The 16,243-nt window shown below is 70.0% G+C and carries 16 protein-coding genes; 8 read left to right on the plus strand and 8 right to left on the minus strand.

Annotated features, from left to right (window positions below; translation table 11 throughout):
- Positions 1-153 precede the first annotated feature (153 nt).
- The 4 genes from nhaA (at position 154) to OG329_RS17370 (ending at position 3,472) form a co-directional block, all read left to right on the plus strand.
- Positions 154-1,539, plus strand: a complete 1,386-nt coding sequence (nhaA, locus tag OG329_RS17355; protein WP_405796148.1) for a Na+/H+ antiporter NhaA — start codon at positions 154-156, stop codon at positions 1,537-1,539.
- A gap of 112 nt (positions 1,540-1,651) precedes the next feature.
- Positions 1,652-2,161: a phage holin family protein gene (locus OG329_RS17360; protein WP_405796149.1), complete on the plus strand. Its 510-nt coding sequence runs from the start codon at positions 1,652-1,654 to the stop codon at positions 2,159-2,161.
- Entirely contained in the window at positions 2,158-3,135 is a 978-nt protein-coding gene (locus OG329_RS17365) for an alpha/beta fold hydrolase (protein WP_405796150.1), read from the plus strand. Before OG329_RS17360 ends, OG329_RS17365 begins: the two co-directional genes overlap by 4 nt.
- A gap of 157 nt (positions 3,136-3,292) precedes the next feature.
- The gene (locus OG329_RS17370; protein WP_405796151.1) at positions 3,293-3,472 is read left to right on the plus strand and encodes a hypothetical protein; all 180 of its coding nucleotides are present in this window, start codon (positions 3,293-3,295) and stop codon (positions 3,470-3,472) included.
- A 135-nt stretch (positions 3,473-3,607) separates the two neighbouring features.
- On the opposite strand, the gene OG329_RS17375 is transcribed toward OG329_RS17370, so the two are convergent.
- The 3 genes from OG329_RS17375 to nth all read right to left on the minus strand — a co-directional run bounded on the left by OG329_RS17375 (position 3,608) and on the right by nth (position 6,852).
- On the minus strand, positions 3,608-4,807 hold the full coding sequence (locus OG329_RS17375) for a MarP family serine protease (protein ID WP_405796152.1): 1,200 nt from the start codon (positions 4,805-4,807) through the stop codon (positions 3,608-3,610).
- Positions 4,808-4,940: 133 nt separating this feature from the next.
- Entirely contained in the window at positions 4,941-5,762 is an 822-nt protein-coding gene (locus tag OG329_RS17380; RefSeq protein ID WP_405796153.1) for an NUDIX hydrolase, read from the minus strand.
- A 160-nt stretch (positions 5,763-5,922) separates the two neighbouring features.
- Positions 5,923-6,852, minus strand: coding sequence for an endonuclease III (nth, locus tag OG329_RS17385; protein ID WP_405796154.1), 930 nt, complete (start codon positions 6,850-6,852; stop codon positions 5,923-5,925).
- 313 nt (positions 6,853-7,165) lie between these two features.
- On the opposite strand from nth, the gene OG329_RS17390 reads away from it, so the two are divergent.
- On the plus strand, positions 7,166-7,840 hold the full coding sequence (locus OG329_RS17390; RefSeq protein ID WP_023539685.1) for a Crp/Fnr family transcriptional regulator: 675 nt from the start codon (positions 7,166-7,168) through the stop codon (positions 7,838-7,840).
- A gap of 148 nt (positions 7,841-7,988) precedes the next feature.
- On the opposite strand, the gene OG329_RS17395 is transcribed toward OG329_RS17390, so the two are convergent.
- The 4 genes from OG329_RS17395 to OG329_RS17410 form a co-directional block, all read right to left on the minus strand.
- Entirely contained in the window at positions 7,989-8,834 is an 846-nt protein-coding gene (locus OG329_RS17395; protein WP_405796156.1) for an MBL fold metallo-hydrolase, read from the minus strand.
- Entirely contained in the window at positions 8,831-9,757 is a 927-nt protein-coding gene (locus tag OG329_RS17400) for an NUDIX hydrolase (RefSeq protein ID WP_405796158.1), read from the minus strand. The genes OG329_RS17395 and OG329_RS17400 overlap by 4 nt, the downstream gene beginning before the upstream one ends.
- An 80-nt stretch (positions 9,758-9,837) precedes the next feature.
- Complete coding sequence (locus OG329_RS17405) at positions 9,838-10,308, minus strand: RidA family protein (RefSeq protein WP_405796160.1); 471 nt, start codon at positions 10,306-10,308, stop codon at positions 9,838-9,840.
- Positions 10,305-10,466, minus strand: coding sequence for a DUF4177 domain-containing protein (locus tag OG329_RS17410; RefSeq protein ID WP_023539689.1), 162 nt, complete (start codon positions 10,464-10,466; stop codon positions 10,305-10,307). The genes OG329_RS17405 and OG329_RS17410 overlap by 4 nt, the downstream gene beginning before the upstream one ends.
- Before the next feature lie 118 nt (positions 10,467-10,584).
- Between OG329_RS17410 and OG329_RS17415 the strand changes: the two genes are divergently transcribed.
- A complete protein-coding gene (locus OG329_RS17415) occupies positions 10,585-11,553 on the plus strand; it encodes an ArsA family ATPase (protein WP_405796161.1) in 969 nt (322 codons plus the stop codon).
- On the plus strand, positions 11,550-12,881 hold the full coding sequence (locus OG329_RS17420) for an ArsA family ATPase (RefSeq protein WP_405796163.1): 1,332 nt from the start codon (positions 11,550-11,552) through the stop codon (positions 12,879-12,881). The genes OG329_RS17415 and OG329_RS17420 overlap by 4 nt, the downstream gene beginning before the upstream one ends.
- A gap of 240 nt (positions 12,882-13,121) precedes the next feature.
- Here OG329_RS17420 and OG329_RS17425 read toward each other — a convergent pair whose 3' ends face one another.
- A complete protein-coding gene (locus OG329_RS17425; protein ID WP_329383894.1) occupies positions 13,122-13,499 on the minus strand; it encodes a WhiB family transcriptional regulator in 378 nt (125 codons plus the stop codon).
- Positions 13,500-13,981: 482 nt separating this feature from the next.
- Between OG329_RS17425 and OG329_RS17430 the strand changes: the two genes are divergently transcribed.
- Entirely contained in the window at positions 13,982-16,225 is a 2,244-nt protein-coding gene (locus OG329_RS17430; protein WP_405796164.1) for a transglycosylase domain-containing protein, read from the plus strand.
- Positions 16,226-16,243: the final 18 nt, after the last annotated feature.

Genomic DNA, 16,243 nt, shown 5'->3' on the forward strand with positions numbered 1-16,243 from the left:
TAGACGAAGCAGGAGCCCCCGCCGCACCGCGCCGGGGGCTCCTCTTTGTAAAGTGGGCGGCGCGTCAACAATGTAATAAGGATCCAAAGGTGCGCCGGGAAGTCTGGTCGGCAGGTGATTCGTCATGCCCGCCGAACTGACCGGAGACCCCCTGTGGCCACCCCGCGCACTTTCCTCGGACGCCTCTCGCTGCCCGAGCGGACGTATCTCGCGAGCGCGCTGCGCACCGAGACGGTCGGCGGTGTCCTGCTGCTCGTGGCCGCGGTCGCCGCGCTGATCTGGGCCAACACCCCGATCAGCGACAGCTATACGGCGGTCGGCGACTTCCATCTGGGCCCTGCCTCGCTGGGCCTCGACCTCTCCGTACGGCACTGGGCCGCCGACGGGCTCCTCGCGGTCTTCTTCTTCGTCGCCGGCATCGAGCTGAAGCGCGAGCTGGTGGCCGGCGAGCTGCGCGACCCGAAGGCCGCCGCCCTCCCGGTGATCGCGGCGCTGTGCGGCATGGTCATGCCGGCGCTCGTCTATGTGATCGTCAACGTGGTGGGCGGCGGGTCCGCGGGCGGCTGGGCCGTCCCCACGGCCACCGACATCGCCTTCGCCCTCGCCGTACTCGCCGTCCTCGGCACCTCGCTGCCGTCCGCGCTGCGCGCCTTCCTGCTCACCCTCGCCGTCGTGGACGACCTCTTCGCGATCCTGATCATCGCGATCTTCTTCACCAGCGACATCGACCTCCTCGCCCTGGCCGGCGCCTTCGTGGCGCTCGCCGTCTTCTGGTTCCTGCTGCGCAAGGGCGTGCGCGGCTGGTACGTGTACGTCCCGCTGGCGCTGGTCATCTGGGGCCTGATGTACAACAGCGGCGTCCACGCCACCGTCGCCGGCGTGGCGATGGGCCTGATGCTGCGCTGCGTCCGGCACGAGGGCGAGAAGCAGTCCCCCGGCGAGCACATCGAACACCTCGTGCGCCCGCTGTCGGCCGGGATCGCCGTACCCCTGTTCGCCCTGTTCTCGGCGGGCGTGCCGATCAGCGGCGGCGCGCTGGGCACCGTCTTCACCCGGCCGGAGACCCTGGGAGTGGTCCTGGGGCTCGTCGTCGGCAAGGCGCTCGGCATCTTCGGCGGCACCTGGCTGGCCGCGCGCTTCACCCGGGCGGAGCTGAACAAGGATCTGGCCTGGCCGGACATCCTGGCGGTGTCCACGCTCGCCGGGATCGGCTTCACCGTCTCGCTGCTCATCGGCGAGCTGGCCTTCTCCGACGATCCGGCACTGACGGACGAGGTGAAGGCGGCCGTCCTGGCGGGTTCGGTGATCGCCGCCGTACTCGCCGCCGTACTGCTGCGGCTGCGGGTCCGCACCTACCGGGCGCTGTACGAGTCCGAGGAGCGCGACGAGGACCACTCCGGTGTGCCCGACATCTACGAGCAGGACGACCCGGAGTACCACCTGCGCATGGCCGCGATCTACGAGCGGAAGGCCGCCGAGCACCGACGGTTGGCGGAACACGCCGCAGCGACGCGCGATGACGGCGCCGGTCCGGCATGATCTGACATCCGACAGTGATCTGACTTTCCGGCATGATCTGAAGGCGCGGAGCCGGAAAAGCCCCAGATCCGCGAGAGCGCCCGAGAGCGCAGCCGAAACGAGGGAGTCAACGATGAGCGACCCCGGCAGCCATGCCGTCGACACCACCGCCGCTGTCGACATCGATCCAGCCGTCCGCGCCGCCGCCAACGGCGCCGACCGCAGCCTCGGACAGTTGGTCTCCTCCGCCACCGCCGAGATGTCCGCGCTGGTGCACGACGAGATCGCGCTGACCAAGGCCGAACTGCGAGAGGACATCAAGCGGAGCGTGACGGGCGGCGCCGCGATCGGTATCGCCGGAGTGCTCGCACTCTTCTCGCTGCCGGTGCTGAGCTTTGCCGCCGCGTACGGGATCCACAACTGGGGCCTCGGGCTCGCGTGGTCGTTCCTGATCGTGGGAGGAGCGTTTCTGCTCATCGCGGGAGTGCTGGCGCTGATCGCCCTGCGGAAGTTCAAGAAGGTCAAGCCGCCGGAGATGAGCATCGCGTCCGCCAAGGAGACCGCCGCCGTCCTCCAGACGGTCAAACCGCATCCGCGCCCCGTCCATGAGGCGGGCAAGTCTGTGGCACGCTCGTCTGCATGACCGCCCCAGAATACGGCTCTGGCACCCCTTCCGGCAGCACTCCCGGCAGCACTCCCGGCGCGACGGTCGCGACCGATGTGCGCCTCGACGGCCCCTGGACGCACCGGGACGTGGCGGCCAACGGGGCCCGCTTCCACATCGCCGAGATGGGCGACGGGCCGCTGGTGCTGCTGCTGCACGGCTTCCCACAGTTCTGGTGGACCTGGCGGCACCAACTGCCCGCGCTCGCCGAGGCCGGGTACCGGGCCGTCGCGATGGATCTGCGGGGCGTGGGCGGCAGCGACCGTACGCCCCGCGGTTACGACCCCGCCAACCTGGCGCTCGACATCACCGGTGTGGTGCGCTCGCTCGGCGAGCCGGACGCCGCGCTCGTCGGGCACGACATCGGCGGGTATCTCGCCTGGACCGCCGCCGTGATGCGGCCGAAGCTGGTGCGCAGGCTCGCCGTGTCCTCGATGCCGCATCCGCGCCGCTGGCGCTCGGCGATGCTGTCGGACTTCTCGCAGAGCAGGGCCGGCTCGTACATCTGGGGCTTTCAGCGGCCGTGGCTGCCGGAGCGTCAGCTCGTCGCCGAGGACGCGGCGTTGGTGGGCGATCTGATCCGCGACTGGTCGGGGCCGCAGCCGCCCGACGACAAGACGGTCGACATCTACCGGCGGGCGATGACCATCCCCTCGACGGCGCACTGCTCGATCGAGCCGTACCGCTGGATGGTGCGCTCGATGGCGCGGCCGGACGGGATCCAGTTCAACCGGCGGATGAAGCGTCCGGTGCGGGTGCCGACCCTCCAACTGCACGGGTCGCTGGACACGGCGATGCGTACGCGCAGTACGGCCGGGTCCGCCGAGTACGTCGAAGCGCCGTACCGCTGGCGGCTGTTCGACGGGCTTGGCCACTTTCCGCAGGAGGAGGACCCCGTGGCGTTCTCCACGGAACTCATCAACTGGCTGAAGGATCCCGAGCCCGACCGCTGATCAGTGGCGCGCGGTGGACGGGGCGGTGTGGTGGGCACGCCCCTCAGGAACACTTGCAGGAACACTTGTACGACGAACAGCCAATTGCCTGACGCATAGGCCAATTGGCCGACGCGGGGGCGATTACCGACCATGGGCCCCGGGCAAACGTCGGGGTATGGGCTGGACGCACGACTACGGTGACGCAGCACGCAACCGCCGCTCGGCCTCTGTGCCGATCACCCACGAGAGGGGCGGTCCGGAAGATCGGGGCCATGATCTCCGACTCGGTATTCCACTGATTCTCCGCCGAAGGGCCCGTTGGGTCTCGGCACGGCTGCGGCATCCACGCGGCTAGGCAGTCAGGCAGTTAGGCACGGCGGGATCAGAATCACTGGATGCGGAGAAGGGGCACCACGACAACGCAGGACAGAGCCGGGCCGGACCAGGATCTCCTGGTCCGGCCCGGCCTCGTACTTCTGCGCTTGCGCTCCTACAGGGCGCATCCCTGGCTGTCGACCTGCTGGTTGGCCGTGCGGCCGAGCTCGATGTCCTCGCGGATCTCGTCGGCCGTCAGCGCGTAGCCGGTGTCGGGGTCGTCGAGCGACCGGGCGAAGATCACGCCGTACACCTTGCCGTCGGTGGTGAGCAGCGGGCCGCCCGAGTTGCCCTGCCGGACGGTCGCGTACAGCGAGTAGATGTCGCGCCGGACCTCTCCGCGCCGGTAGATGTCCGGGCCGTCGGGGCTGATACGGCCCCGGACACGGGCCGAGCGCACGTCGTACGCGCCGTTCTCCGGGAAGCCCGCGACGATCGCGCTGTCGCCGCTGCGGGCGTCCTTGTCGCTGAACTGGAGTGCGGGGGCGCGCAGGTCGGGCACGTCGAGGACGGCGATGTCGCGCTCCCAGTCGTAGAGGACCACCTTGGCGTCGTAGAGCCGGCCCTCGCCGCCTATCTGGACGGTGGGTTCGTCCACACCGCCCACGACGTGCGCGTTGGTCATGACGCGGCGCTCGGCGAAGACGAAGCCGGTGCCTTCGAGGACCTTGTTGCAGCTCTGCGCCGTACCGACCACCTTGACGATGGAGCGCTGCGCGCGGGCCGCGACGGGGCTGCCGACGAGCGCCGGGTCCGGCGGCTCGACGGCGGTGATCGGCTCGTTGGCGAACGGGCTGAAGACCTGGGGGAAGCCCTTCTGCGCGAGGACGGAGGAGAAGCCCGTGAACCAGGTCGCCGTCTGCCCCGGCATCACCCGCGAGACGCCCAGCAGGACCTTCGAGTTACGGACCTCCTTGCCGAGCGTGGGCAGTGAGGTCCCGGCGAGGGCGGAGCCGATCAGCCAGGCGACCAGCAGCATGGCGACGACATTGACCAGCGCGCCGCCCGTGGCGTCCACGGCGCGCGCCGGTGACCAGGTGATGTAGCGGCGGAGCTTGTTGCCGAGGTGGGTGGTGAACGCCTGTCCCACGGAGGCGCACACGATCACGATGACGACGGCGACGACCGTGGCCGTCGTCGTGACCTCGGCGTCCTCGGTGATCTGGTCCCAGAGCAGCGGGAGCAGATAGACCGCGACGAGACCGCCGCCGAGGAAGCCGATCACGGACAGGATGCCCACGACGAAGCCCTGGCGGTAGCCCACGATCGCGAACCACACGGCGGCGAGCAGCAACAGGATGTCCAGCACGTTCACCGTCAATAGCCTCGCTAGCCTCGCTGATTCGTCCCCCGTCGCCCCGGCGGGCGGGGGTCCGGACCTGCGGCGGAATCACTGTCCGACGCCGTACCACCGGTCACCGGGCCGGCACAGCGATTGGGCAAGCCTGTCATGAGCGCCGGTCGAGCGGGACCTCCTTCGAGCGGTCCCACGGGCGCTCCCAGCCCGAGAAGTGCAGAATGCGGTCGATCACCCCGGCGGTGAAGCCCCACACGAGCGCGGAAGCGACCGTGAAGGCCGGGCTGTTGACCCCGCTCGGGTGGGTGGCCGTCACGCGGTTGGCCGGATCCGTGAGATCCGCCACGGGCACGGTGAACACCCGCGCGGTCTCCGCGAGATCGACGGCGCCGACCGGGGTGGGGGTGTGCCACCAGCCGAGCACCGGGGTCACGACGAACTCGCTCACCGGGATGTAGAGCTTGGGCAGCACACCGAAGACCTGCACGCCGGTGGGGTCGAGCCCGGTCTCCTCCTCGGCCTCCCGCAGCGCGGCGCGCAGCGGTCCCGACGTCGCCGGATCGCCGTCCTGGGGGTCGAGGGCACCGCCGGGGAAGGATGCCTGTCCGGCGTGCGAGCGCAGCGTGCTGGCCCGCTCCATGAGCAGCAGTTCGGGGCCGCGCTCGCCCTCGCCGAAGAGGATGAGTACGGCGGACTGGCGCCCGGTGCCGCTCTTGGGCGGCAGGAAGCGGCTCAGTTGTTCCGGCGCCACCGTCCCTATGGCGTGCACCACCGGGCCCAGCCATGGGGGCAGTCCTTCGGTGGTGACGGGGACGTCGGTCACCGTTCTGTCGTGGATTCGAGTCGCCTTGTCATGGGTTCGTCCGGCGCGTGGGATTCGCGTGCTGTCGGTGCTGCCTGTGCTGTCTGTACTGCCTTTGGTGGTGTTTCCGCTACGTGTGGTGCGTGCGTCGTGCGTGTCGGCCCGGGTCATCGGCACCCCCGCCGTAACAACGCCCGCTGTCGCCCGGATCGTTCCAGCCGCATGTGGCGCAGCCCTTCCTCTCCCGCTGTTCCCACTGTCCTGTTCGTGTGCTCAGCCGTTCTGTCCGGTGATACGGCTCCGGCCCGCCGCGCGCTCACCGCGCGGGCGTTCATTGCGGCCCGGCGGGTGTGCCGAGCGGCGGTGCGGGCTTGCCCGGGTAGTCCGGCGGCGGGGAGAGCCGCTGTCCCGGATAGCCGCCCATCTCGTACTTGAGCAGCTTCTGGGCCTTCTCCGGGTCGGTCTCGCCCTCTCCGTAGGAGGGGCAGAGGTGCGCGATGGCGCAGGCGCCGCAGGCCGGTTTACGGGAGTGGCAGACCCGCCGTCCGTGGAAGATGATCCGGTGCGAGAGCATCGTCCACTCGCTCTTGGGGAAGATCGCGGCGATCTCCGCCTCGACCTTCTCCGGGTCCTCCTGGTCGGTCCACTTCCAGCGGCGCACGAGGCGGCCGAAGTGGGTGTCGACGGTCAGACCAGGAACACCGAACGCGTTGCCCAACACGACATTGGCTGTCTTGCGGCCGACGCCGGGAAGCGTCACGAGGTCCTTGAGCGTGCCGGGCACCTCGCCGTCGTAACGGTCGCGCAGCGCCGTCGACAGCCCTATGAGGGACCTCGCCTTGGCACGGAAGAATCCCGTGGGGCGGATGACCGCCTCCAGCTCCTCGGGCACGGCGGCGGCCATGTCCTCCGGCGTCGGATACTTCGCGAAGAGCGCGGGCGTCGTCTGATTGACGCGCAGATCCGTCGTCTGGGCGGACAGGACCGTGGCGACAAGCAGCTCGAAGGGGTTGCGGAAGTCCAGCTCCGGGTGGGCGTACGGATAGACCTCTGCCAGCTCGCGGTTTATCCGGCGGGCGCGCCGGACCATCGCCAGATGGGACTCCGGCTTGGCACTCTTCGGCCGCTTGGCGGTCGCGGGGCTCGCGGGCTTGCCGCTCGTACCACTCGCGGGCTTCTTGCTCGCGGGTGCCGCGCCTGCGGGTGCCGCGCTTGCGCCTTTTGCGGCTTTGTTCGACTTCGCGGAAGGCTGTTCGCCCACAGCGGAATTCTCCTTCGGTGACACTCTTCCAGCTCCCTTGGCCTGCCCTCTCACCGGCGAGTTGGACACCCGGCCAGCCTAGAGCCCGGCACTGACATCCGCCCCGGCCCCGGCCGATCACCACCCGAATCGGGCCCCGGGGCACGGTCCGGGGCCGCTGTACGTCAAACTTGTGACTGATCGCACGTTTTCGACAATGGGCGCCCGGTACGGAGACAGAGCCGCCGTCGGCCCGAGCCACCCGTGAACACGCAGCACGTCCGGCATCATGGTGACCGAAGGTCCCCTGAGCAGGTCGACAAGGAGAGAATTCGTGGACGACGTTCTACGACGCGCCCCGCTCTTCGCGGCGCTCGACGACGAGCAGGCCGCGGAGCTCCGCGCCTCGATGAGTGAGACGACGCTCGCCCGTGGCGACGCGCTGTTCCACGAAGGCGATCCCGGCGACCGCCTCTATGTGGTCACCGAGGGCAAGGTCAAACTGCACCGCACCTCCCCCGACGGCCGGGAGAACATGCTGGCCGTCCTCGGTCCCGGCGAGCTGATCGGCGAACTGTCGCTGTTCGACCCGGGCCCGCGCACCGCGACCGCGAGCGCGCTCACCGAGGTCAAGCTCCTCGGCCTCGGCCACGGCGACCTCCAGCCCTGGCTGAACGCCCGCCCCGAGGTGGCCACCGCCCTGCTGCGCGCCGTCGCCCGGCGTCTGCGCAAGACGAACGACCAGATGTCCGACCTGGTCTTCTCCGATGTGCCGGGCCGGGTCGCCCGTGCGCTCCTCGACCTGTCGCGCCGCTTCGGCGTGCAGTCGGAGGAGGGCATTCACGTCGTGCACGACCTGACGCAGGAGGAGCTGGCCCAGTTGGTCGGCGCGTCCCGCGAGACGGTCAACAAGGCGCTCGCCGACTTCGCCCAGCGCGGCTGGCTGCGCCTGGAGGCCCGCGCGGTGATCCTCCTGGACGTCGAACGCCTCGCGAAGCGCTCGCGCTGACCCGTACGGGGACGTGCGAACGGCCCCGTACGCACACGCGTGAGCCCGGTGCGTCGACCGGGCCGGGATCTTCCGTCGTCGCGTCGCCGGACGGGCCGCACAGGCGGTGCGTCCGGCCGACGACGCGACGACGCGACGAATCGGTGCGCTACGGGCCGGAGATCAGCCCGTGCTCGCGCAGGTACTCCAGTTGCGCGCGTACGGAGAGTTCCGCCGCCGGCCACAGGGACCGGTCCACGCCGCTGCCTCCGTACACATGCGCCACGATCTCGGCGGGCGAGCGATAGCCGTTCTCCACGGCCGTCTCCACCTGCGCGAGGCGGCTCGCGCGGTGCGCGAGGTAGTACTCGACCGCCCCCTGCGCGTCCTCCAGGACGGGCCCGTGGCCCGGCAGCACCGTATGGACGCCGTCGTCGACGGTCAGCGAGCGCAGCCGGCGCAGCGAGTCGACGTAGTCGCCGAGCCTGCCGTCCGGGTGGGCCACCATCGTCGTACCGCGGCCGAGGATGGTGTCGCCCGTCAGCACCGCGCGGTCGGCCGGCAGATGGAAGCAGAGCGAGTCGGAGGTGTGCCCGGGGGTGGCCACGACGCGCAGCTCGAGGCCGCCCTCCGTAATGACGTCACCGGCCCCCAGGCCCTCGTCTCCGAGGCGCAGCGCCGGGTCCAGGGCCCGTACGGGCGTACGCGTCAGCTCGGCGAAGCGCGCGGCGCCCTCCGCGTGGTCCGGGTGGCCGTGGGTCAGGAGCGTCAGCGCGACGCGCTTGCCCGCCCGCTCGGCGGTCGCGACGACCGCCCGCAGATGCGCCTCGTCCAGCGGACCGGGGTCGATCACGACCGCGAGCGCGGAGTCCGGCTCGGAGACGATCCAGGTGTTCGTGCCGTCCAGGGTCATGGCGGACGCGTTGGGCGCGAGCACGTTGACCGCGCGGGCCGTCGCGGCGCCCGACAGGACGCCGCCGCGCGGCTGGCCCGGCAGGGCCGCGGCGTCCGTCATCGGTCGCCACCACCCGTCGGTACGCGCAGCGGCACGCGCTTGGTGAACTCCTCCTGGCCCGGCCAGGCGAGCACCACCTCGTCGCCCTCCACCCTCGCCTTCGCCAGCACGGGCGCCAGATCCCGCCCGGCGGCGGCCTCGAGCGCCGCGGCGGCGGAGCCGTACGCCTGGAGCTGACGCAGTGTCGCGACGGTGGGTGGCATCATCAGCAACTCGCCCTCGTCGTAGCCGAGTGCCGCGTCGGCGGGCCGGATCCACACCGTACGGTCGGCCTCTGTAGAGGCGTTGCGCGTACGCTGCCCGGCCGGCAGCACGGCCACGAAGAACCAGGTGTCGTACCGCTTCGGCTCGAACTCGGGGGTGATCCACCGGGTCCACGCCGCCAGCAGATCGCTGCGCAGTGTCAGCCCGCGCCGGTCCAGGAAGTCCGCGAAGGACAGCTCACGGTCGACGAGGGCGGCGCGGTCCGCCTCCCAGTCGTCCCCGGTGGTGTCGCCGACGACGGTCGCGGCCGTCTCCCCCGCCAGCAGGACCCCGGCCTCCTCGTACGTCTCGCGCACCGCCGCGCAGACGATGGCCTGCGCGGACGCGGCATCGACGCCGAGCCGCCGCGCCCACACGTCACGCCCCGGCCCCGCCCAGCGGACGGGCCGGTCGTCGTCGCGCGGATCGACGCCACCGCCCGGATACGCGTACGCACCTCCGGCGAAGGCCATGGAGGTGCGTCGGCGCAGCATATGTACACAGGGGCCTGCTGGGACGGAGGAGCCCGAAAGGCCGGCGGGTCCGGGGACACCGTCGGCGTTGTCGCGCAGCAGCATCACGGTCGCGGCCCGCCGTGCGGGGGCCACGCTCAGCTCACCCTGGGCGAGCGCCCGGATGCGGCCGGACCACTCGGGCGGGAACCACTGACCATTGGACATGCCGGGATGCTACGGGCTTCCCCGGCGATGTTCGAGAGCCCCTTCCCGGGTCCGGAGACCCGGGGAGGACGCGAGCGGGGTCAGTCCGCGACCAGCTCCACCTGGATCTCGATCTCGACGGGGGCGTCCAGCGGCAGGACGGCGACACCGACCGCGCTGCGCGCGTGCACACCCTTGTCGCCGAAGACCTGGCCGAACAGCTCACTGGCCCCGTTGAGGACGGCCGGCTGGCCCGTGAAGTCCGAAGCGGAGGCGACGAACCCGGTGACTTTCACCACCCGCGCGACGCGGTCCAGGTCGCCCGTGACGGACTTCACCGCGGCCAGCGCGTTCAGCGCGCAGATCCGGGCGAGGTCCCTGGCCTCCTCGGGCGTCACCTCGGCGCCGACCTTGCCGGTCAGCGGAAGCTTGCCCTCCACCATCGGGAGCTGCCCCGCCGTGTAGACGTACAGGCCGGACCGCACGGCCGGCTGATACGTCGCCAGCGGCGGTACGACCTGCGGAACCGTCAGCCCCAGTTCGGCGAGAGCCGCCTCGACCACGCCGCTCATGCCGACTTCTCTCGCTTCAGATAGGCCACCAACTGCTCGGGGTTGTTGGGGCCCGGAATGACCTGGACCAGCTCCCAGCCGTCCTCGCCCCAGGTGTCCAGAATCTGCTTCGTCGCGTGCACGAGAAGAGGCACCGTCGCGTATTCCCACTTCGTCATGGGGCCGACTGTATCCGCACCGCGCGACGCCCTCGTACGTAGGCCGTGGGCCACCCCGTACGGAGCCCGTGGACGGCCTCGTGCGTAGCCCGCGGCCCGACTGGTTAGGCTCGAATGTGTGAGCAGGCTCCAGGTCGTCAGCGGCAAGGGCGGCACCGGTAAGACCACGGTGGCCGCGGCCCTCGCGCTCGCCCTCGCGACGGAGGGCAAGCGCACCCTCCTTGTAGAGGTCGAGGGCAGACAGGGCATCGCACAGCTCTTCGAAACGGAGGCGCTTCCTTACGAGGAACGGAAGATCGCCGTCGCCCCGGGCGGCGGCGAGGTGCACGCGCTGGCCATCGACGCCGAGCGCGCGCTCCTCGACTACCTCCAGATGTTCTACAAACTCGGCAGCGCGGGCCGCGCCCTCAAGAAGCTCGGCGCCATCGACTTCGCCACCACCATCGCGCCGGGCGTCCGGGACGTCCTGCTGACCGGCAAGGCGTGCGAGGCCGTACGCCGCCGCGACAAACGGGGCCGGTTCACGTACGACTACGTCGTGATGGACGCGCCGCCCACCGGCCGCATCACACGCTTCCTGAACGTGAACGACGAGGTGGCCGGCCTCGCCAAGATAGGGCCGATATACAACCAGGCCCAGGCGGTGATGCGGGTGCTCAAGTCCCCTGGGACCGCCGTGCACCTGGTGACTCTTCTTGAGGAGATGCCGGTTCAGGAGACCGCCGACGGCGTCGGCGAGCTGCGCGCCGCCGAACTGCCCGTCGGCAAGGTGATCGTGAACATGGTCCGCCCGCATCTCCTGGACGAGGCCGCCGTCAAGGGCGTGGCGGGCGACGGCGACCGTCGTAAGGAGGTCACCAAGGCGCTGGCGGCGGCCGGGGTGAGCGCGCCCACGAAGCTTGTGGGACCGCTCCTGGAACAGGCCGCCGAGCACGCCCAGCGTGTGGAGCTGGAGCGCGAGCAGCGGGCCGTCCTGGCGCGGCTCGGGCTGCCTACGTACGAACTCCCCCTGATCGGCGAGGGCATGGACCTCGCCGGTCTCTACCGCCTGGCGGGGGAGCTACGGAATCTTGGGGAGGCCCGATGACTCTGGACCCGGCGGCGGCCCCGCTCGAAGTCGATCCGCTGCTCGACGACCCGGCGACGCGCATCATCGTGTGCTGCGGCTCCGGCGGCGTGGGCAAGACGACGACGGCGGCGGCTCTCGGCGTACGGGCGGCGGAGCGTGGCCGCAAGGTGGTCGTGCTGACCATCGACCCGGCCCGCCGGCTCGCCCAGTCCATGGGCATCGACTCGCTGGACAACACCCCCCGGCAGGTCAAGGGCATCGAGGGCAGCGGTGAACTGCACGCGATGATGCTCGACATGAAGCGGACCTTCGACGAGATCGTCGAGGCGCACGCCGACCCCGACCGGGCCCGCGCCATCCTGGAGAACCCCTTCTACCAGTCCCTGTCCGCCGGTTTCGCCGGCACGCAGGAGTACATGGCGATGGAGAAGCTGGGGCAGTTGCGGGCCCGCGACGAGTGGGACCTGATCGTGGTCGACACCCCGCCGTCGCGCTCCGCGCTGGACTTCCTGGACGCGCCGAAGCGGCTGGGCTCGTTCCTGGACGGGAAGTTCATCCGGCTGCTGATGGCCCCGGCGAAGATGGGCGGCCGGGCCGGGATGAAGTTCCTGAACGTCGGGATGTCGATGATGACCGGCACCCTCGGGAAGCTGCTCGGCGGCCAATTCCTGCGCGACGTACAGACGTTCGTGGCGGCCATGGACACGATGTTCGGCGGTTTCCGTACGCGCGCGGACGCGACGTACCGGCTGCTCCAGGCGCCCGGCACGGCGTTCCTGGTGGTCGCCGCGCCGGAGCGGGACGCGCTGCGCGAGGCGGCGTACTTCGTGGAGCGGCTGGCCGCCGAGGGAATGCCGCTCGCCGGTCTCGTCCTCAACCGCGTGCACGGCAGCGGCGCGGCCAAGCTGTCGGCCGAGCGGGCGCGGGCCGCCGCGGAAAATCTTGAAGAGGGCCGCATTGTGGATCAGGGCCGCGGGAAGAATGGTGTTCGTGAGGCCGCTGCCCCCGCGGGCTCATCTCCCGACGCCCCCGAGGCATCCCGTACGCCCGAGCCGCCCAAGGAATCGCCCCGCGCCGAATCGTCAGCCGCCCCGCACGAGGAACTGGACTCACAGACGTCCGAACCGCCGTCGGTGAATCAACTGACGGCCGGTCTGCTGCGCCTGCATGCCGAGCGCATGCAGGTACTCAAGCGTGAGCAGCGCACGCGCGACCGCTTCACCGCGCTCCACCCCGAGGTGCCGGTGGCCGAGGTCGCGGCGCTGCCCGGCGATGTGCACGACCTCGCCGGACTCCGAGCCATCGGCGACCGCCTCGCGGGCGGCCCGGCGACCGGGGCGGCGTGACCGGCGGTACGTAAACGGCGGTACGCGAGCGGTCCTTACGTGCCCGGTCCTTACGTGCCCCGCGGTACGTAACCGGCGCGGCGGCAACCGGCGTTGCACGACTACCGTCGCGCGACCGGCGCCGAACGACCGGCGGCGCTGCGCCGGCCCCGTGGTGACCGACGCGCTCCGCCGGTAACTCGCAGGGAGGTCAGGGGGGTTGAGGCGCGTGCGTCCCTCGCTCGCGCCGTACGGCGCGGCCTACCCCACCGCCGCCCATGTGTCGTCGATGACGTCGGCGTAGTGGCGCGAGCCGTACGTCTCGTCGTCGTCCTCAAGGCCGGCGGGCAGAATGCCCGCGCTGCGCTCGTACTCGGTGCGTGCGGTTTCGAGCAGCCGTCGCCATGAGGTGACAGTCGGGCGTCTGCGCAGCAAGGCGCGTCGCTCCCGCTCGGTCATTCCGCCCCACACGCCGAATTCGACGCGGTTGTCCAGCGCGTCGGCCAGGCACTCCGTACGCACCGGGCATCCGGTGCACACCGCCTTGGCCCTGTTCTGCGCTGCGCCTTGTACGAACAATTCATCCGGATCGGTAGTGCGGCATGCTGCCTGCGCACTCCAGTCGGTTACCCAGCCCATCCCGGCGCCGTCCTCTCCCGAATCGAGGCTCCCCCACGGCGGAAGCGGCATATTCACCGCTGCCAGTTGAGGACGTTACGGAAGGTGGGCACAGCGCAACACCCCCTTCGGGCCCAATCTTGAATGGCCCGAACGGACTATGCGTACGCGCCAGATCACCCAGGGGAGTGACCCGAGGATATACGCGACGAACCCCGACAAGCCGGGATGTTTCAGTCAAGCCATAACGGGTGTCAGGTGACGTACAAGGCGGAATCGGGCGAGACTTCCAGCGCGTTGGACGACGTCACATGGTCCAGTCATATGGTTCGGAGGCGTGGTTCGTTTGCGTGGCTCGGTCGCGTCGTTCGCCGGATGTTCACGTCTGATGACGTCTGTTCACATCACGGACGTGATACGAAAACGCACTGCCGTGACAGTTGAGTACACCTTAGGCCAGAGCCTTTATGTGTGTCCGGCGAATGACAACGTAGGCTGCTGCCATGCCAAAGAAGCGCTCGGGCGGCGGTCTGACCGGGACCCAACAGGCCGCCAAGTTCCTCGGTGTCAGCGTGCTCGCGGGAGCGGTGCTGGCGGGGATCGCCTTGCCCGCCTTCGGAGTTCTGGGCCTGGCGGCCAAGGGCACGGTCGAGGGATTCGACGAGATCCCGGCCAATCTCAAGACGCCGCCGCTCAGTCAGCGCACCACGATCCTCGACAAGGACGGCGGCCCTATCGCCACCGTCTACTCGCGCGACCGTACGGTCGTCCCGCTCACCGACATCTCGCCGTACATGCAGAAGGCGATCGTCGCGATCGAGGACTCGCGCTTCTACGAGCACGGGGCGGTCGACCTCAAGGGCGTTCTGCGCGCGGCCAACCGCAACGCGCAGTCGGGCGGCGTCTCCCAGGGCGCGTCGACCCTCACCCAGCAGTATGTGAAGAACGTCTTCGTGGAGGAGGCGGGTGACGACCCGGACAAGGTCGCCGAGGCCACCCAGCAGACCATCGGCCGCAAGATCCGCGAGCTGAAGTTCGCGATCCAGGTCGAGGAGGAGCTGGGCAAGAAGAAGATCCTCGAGAACTACCTGAACATCACCTTCTTCGGACAGCAGGCGTACGGCGTCGAGGCCGCCTCGCAGCGCTACTTCTCCAAGTCGGCGAAGGACCTGAAGCTGGAGGAGGCGGCGCTGCTGGCGGGCATCGTGCAGTCGCCGAGCCGGTACGACCCGGTGAACGACACACAGGAGGCGACCAAGCGTCGCAACACCGTGATCCAGCGCATGGCCGACGTGAAGGACATCTCGCAGGCGGAGGCCGACCGCGCGAAGAAGACCGAGATCAACCTGAAGGTGAGCACTCCCAAGAACGGCTGCATCACGGCGGTCAAGGGCGCGGGCTTCTTCTGCGACTACGTACGGCAGGTGTTCCTCACCGACCCGACGTTCGGCAAGACGAAAGAGGACCGGGCCAAGGTCTGGAACCAGGGCGGTCTGACCGTCCGTACGACGCTCGATCCGCAGGCGCAGGACTCGGCGCAGGAGTCGATCAAGAACCACGTCTACAAGACGGACGAGGTCGCCACCGCCCTGTCGATCGTCGAGCCCGGCACCGGCAAGGTCCTGGCCATGGGGCAGTCGCGGCCGTACGGCGGCGGCAAGAACGAGACGTACATGAACCTGTCCGTCGACCAGGACATGGGCGGCGGCGCCGGCTACCAGCCGGGATCGACGTTCAAGCCCATCGTCGCTGCGGCGGCCCTGGAGCAGGGCATCCAGCCGACGCAGTCGTACCCCTCGCCGTACCAGATGGACTATCCGAGTCCGGTGCAGACCTGCAAGGGTCCGTGGACGGGCCAGGGCGTGCCGGTCGAGAACGAGAACGAGTCCGAGGTCGGCCCGTACGGGATGAAGGAAGCGACCGCCAAGTCGGTCAACACCTACTACGTACAACTGATCAGCCAGATCGGCGTCTGCCCGGTGACCGAGCTGGCCCGGAAGATGGGCATCTCGCGGGCCGACGGCAACGCGATCGAGCAGCTCCCGTCGATCACGCTGGGCACGCAGGAGATGTCGCCGCTGACCATGGCCTCCGGGTACGCCACGTTCGCCAACCGCGGCACGTACTGCACCCCGATCGCCATCGAGTCGATCACCGGCCCGAACGGCAAGGAGATGGACGTCCCGAAGTCGACGTGCTCGCGGGCGATGTCGGAGAAGACGGCCGACACCATCAACACGCTGCTGGCGGGTGTGGTCGAAGACGGTACGGGCCAGGAGGCGGGCCTCGGCGCCAGCAGGCCGAGCGCGGGCAAGACCGGTACGACGGACTTCCGGCTCGCCGCGTGGTTCGTCGGCTACACGCCGAACATGGCGGGCGCCGTGTGGGTCGGCGACCCGGCGCACAAGCGGAAGATGCAGGGCATCACCATCGGCGGCCAGTACCACGACAAGGTCTTCGGTGGCGCAGTGCCGGGACCGATCTGGCGCGACGCGATGAGCGGGGCGCTCGACGGCAAGCAGGCACCCGGGTTCAACACCATCAACATCCCGGATCCGGAGAAGGACAAGGACAAGGACCGCGACCGGCCGGGCGACAACGGCGGGAACGACGGCGGCGACGACGGGGACAACGGCGACGAGGACCCGGGCCAGGATTCGGGCCGGCCGGGGGGCCAGGGCGGGAACGACAACAGCGGGAACGACAACGGGGGGAACACCTTCCCGGACCTCCCGGGCTTCCCGTAGAACACGCAGCGCACGTAG

Origin of the sequence: Streptomyces sp. NBC_01506, from assembly GCF_045040295.1 — a bacterium.
In the GTDB taxonomy this organism is placed as follows: Bacteria; Actinomycetota; Actinomycetes; order Streptomycetales; family Streptomycetaceae; genus Streptomyces.

What these genes read in the sequence shown, in the direction of transcription:
- OG329_RS17425 (WP_329383894.1), bottom strand. Translation starts at nt 13,499, where the DNA reads ATGGGCTGGGTAACCGACTGGAGTGCGCAGGCAGCATGCCGCACTACC.
- OG329_RS17400 (WP_405796158.1), bottom strand. Translation starts at nt 9,757, where the DNA reads ATGTCCAATGGTCAGTGGTTCCCGCCCGAGTGGTCCGGCCGCATCCGG.
- OG329_RS17370 (WP_405796151.1), top strand. Translation starts at nt 3,293, where the DNA reads ATGGGCTGGACGCACGACTACGGTGACGCAGCACGCAACCGCCGCTCG.
- OG329_RS17395 (WP_405796156.1), bottom strand. Translation starts at nt 8,834, where the DNA reads ATGACGGACGCCGCGGCCCTGCCGGGCCAGCCGCGCGGCGGCGTCCTG.
- OG329_RS17420 (WP_405796163.1), top strand. Translation starts at nt 11,550, where the DNA reads ATGACTCTGGACCCGGCGGCGGCCCCGCTCGAAGTCGATCCGCTGCTC.
- OG329_RS17430 (WP_405796164.1), top strand. Translation starts at nt 13,982, where the DNA reads ATGCCAAAGAAGCGCTCGGGCGGCGGTCTGACCGGGACCCAACAGGCC.
- OG329_RS17365 (WP_405796150.1), top strand. Translation starts at nt 2,158, where the DNA reads ATGACCGCCCCAGAATACGGCTCTGGCACCCCTTCCGGCAGCACTCCC.
- OG329_RS17360 (WP_405796149.1), top strand. Translation starts at nt 1,652, where the DNA reads ATGAGCGACCCCGGCAGCCATGCCGTCGACACCACCGCCGCTGTCGAC.
- OG329_RS17410 (WP_023539689.1), bottom strand. Translation starts at nt 10,466, where the DNA reads ATGACGAAGTGGGAATACGCGACGGTGCCTCTTCTCGTGCACGCGACG.
- OG329_RS17380 (WP_405796153.1), bottom strand. Translation starts at nt 5,762, where the DNA reads ATGACCCGGGCCGACACGCACGACGCACGCACCACACGTAGCGGAAAC.
- OG329_RS17405 (WP_405796160.1), bottom strand. Translation starts at nt 10,308, where the DNA reads ATGAGCGGCGTGGTCGAGGCGGCTCTCGCCGAACTGGGGCTGACGGTT.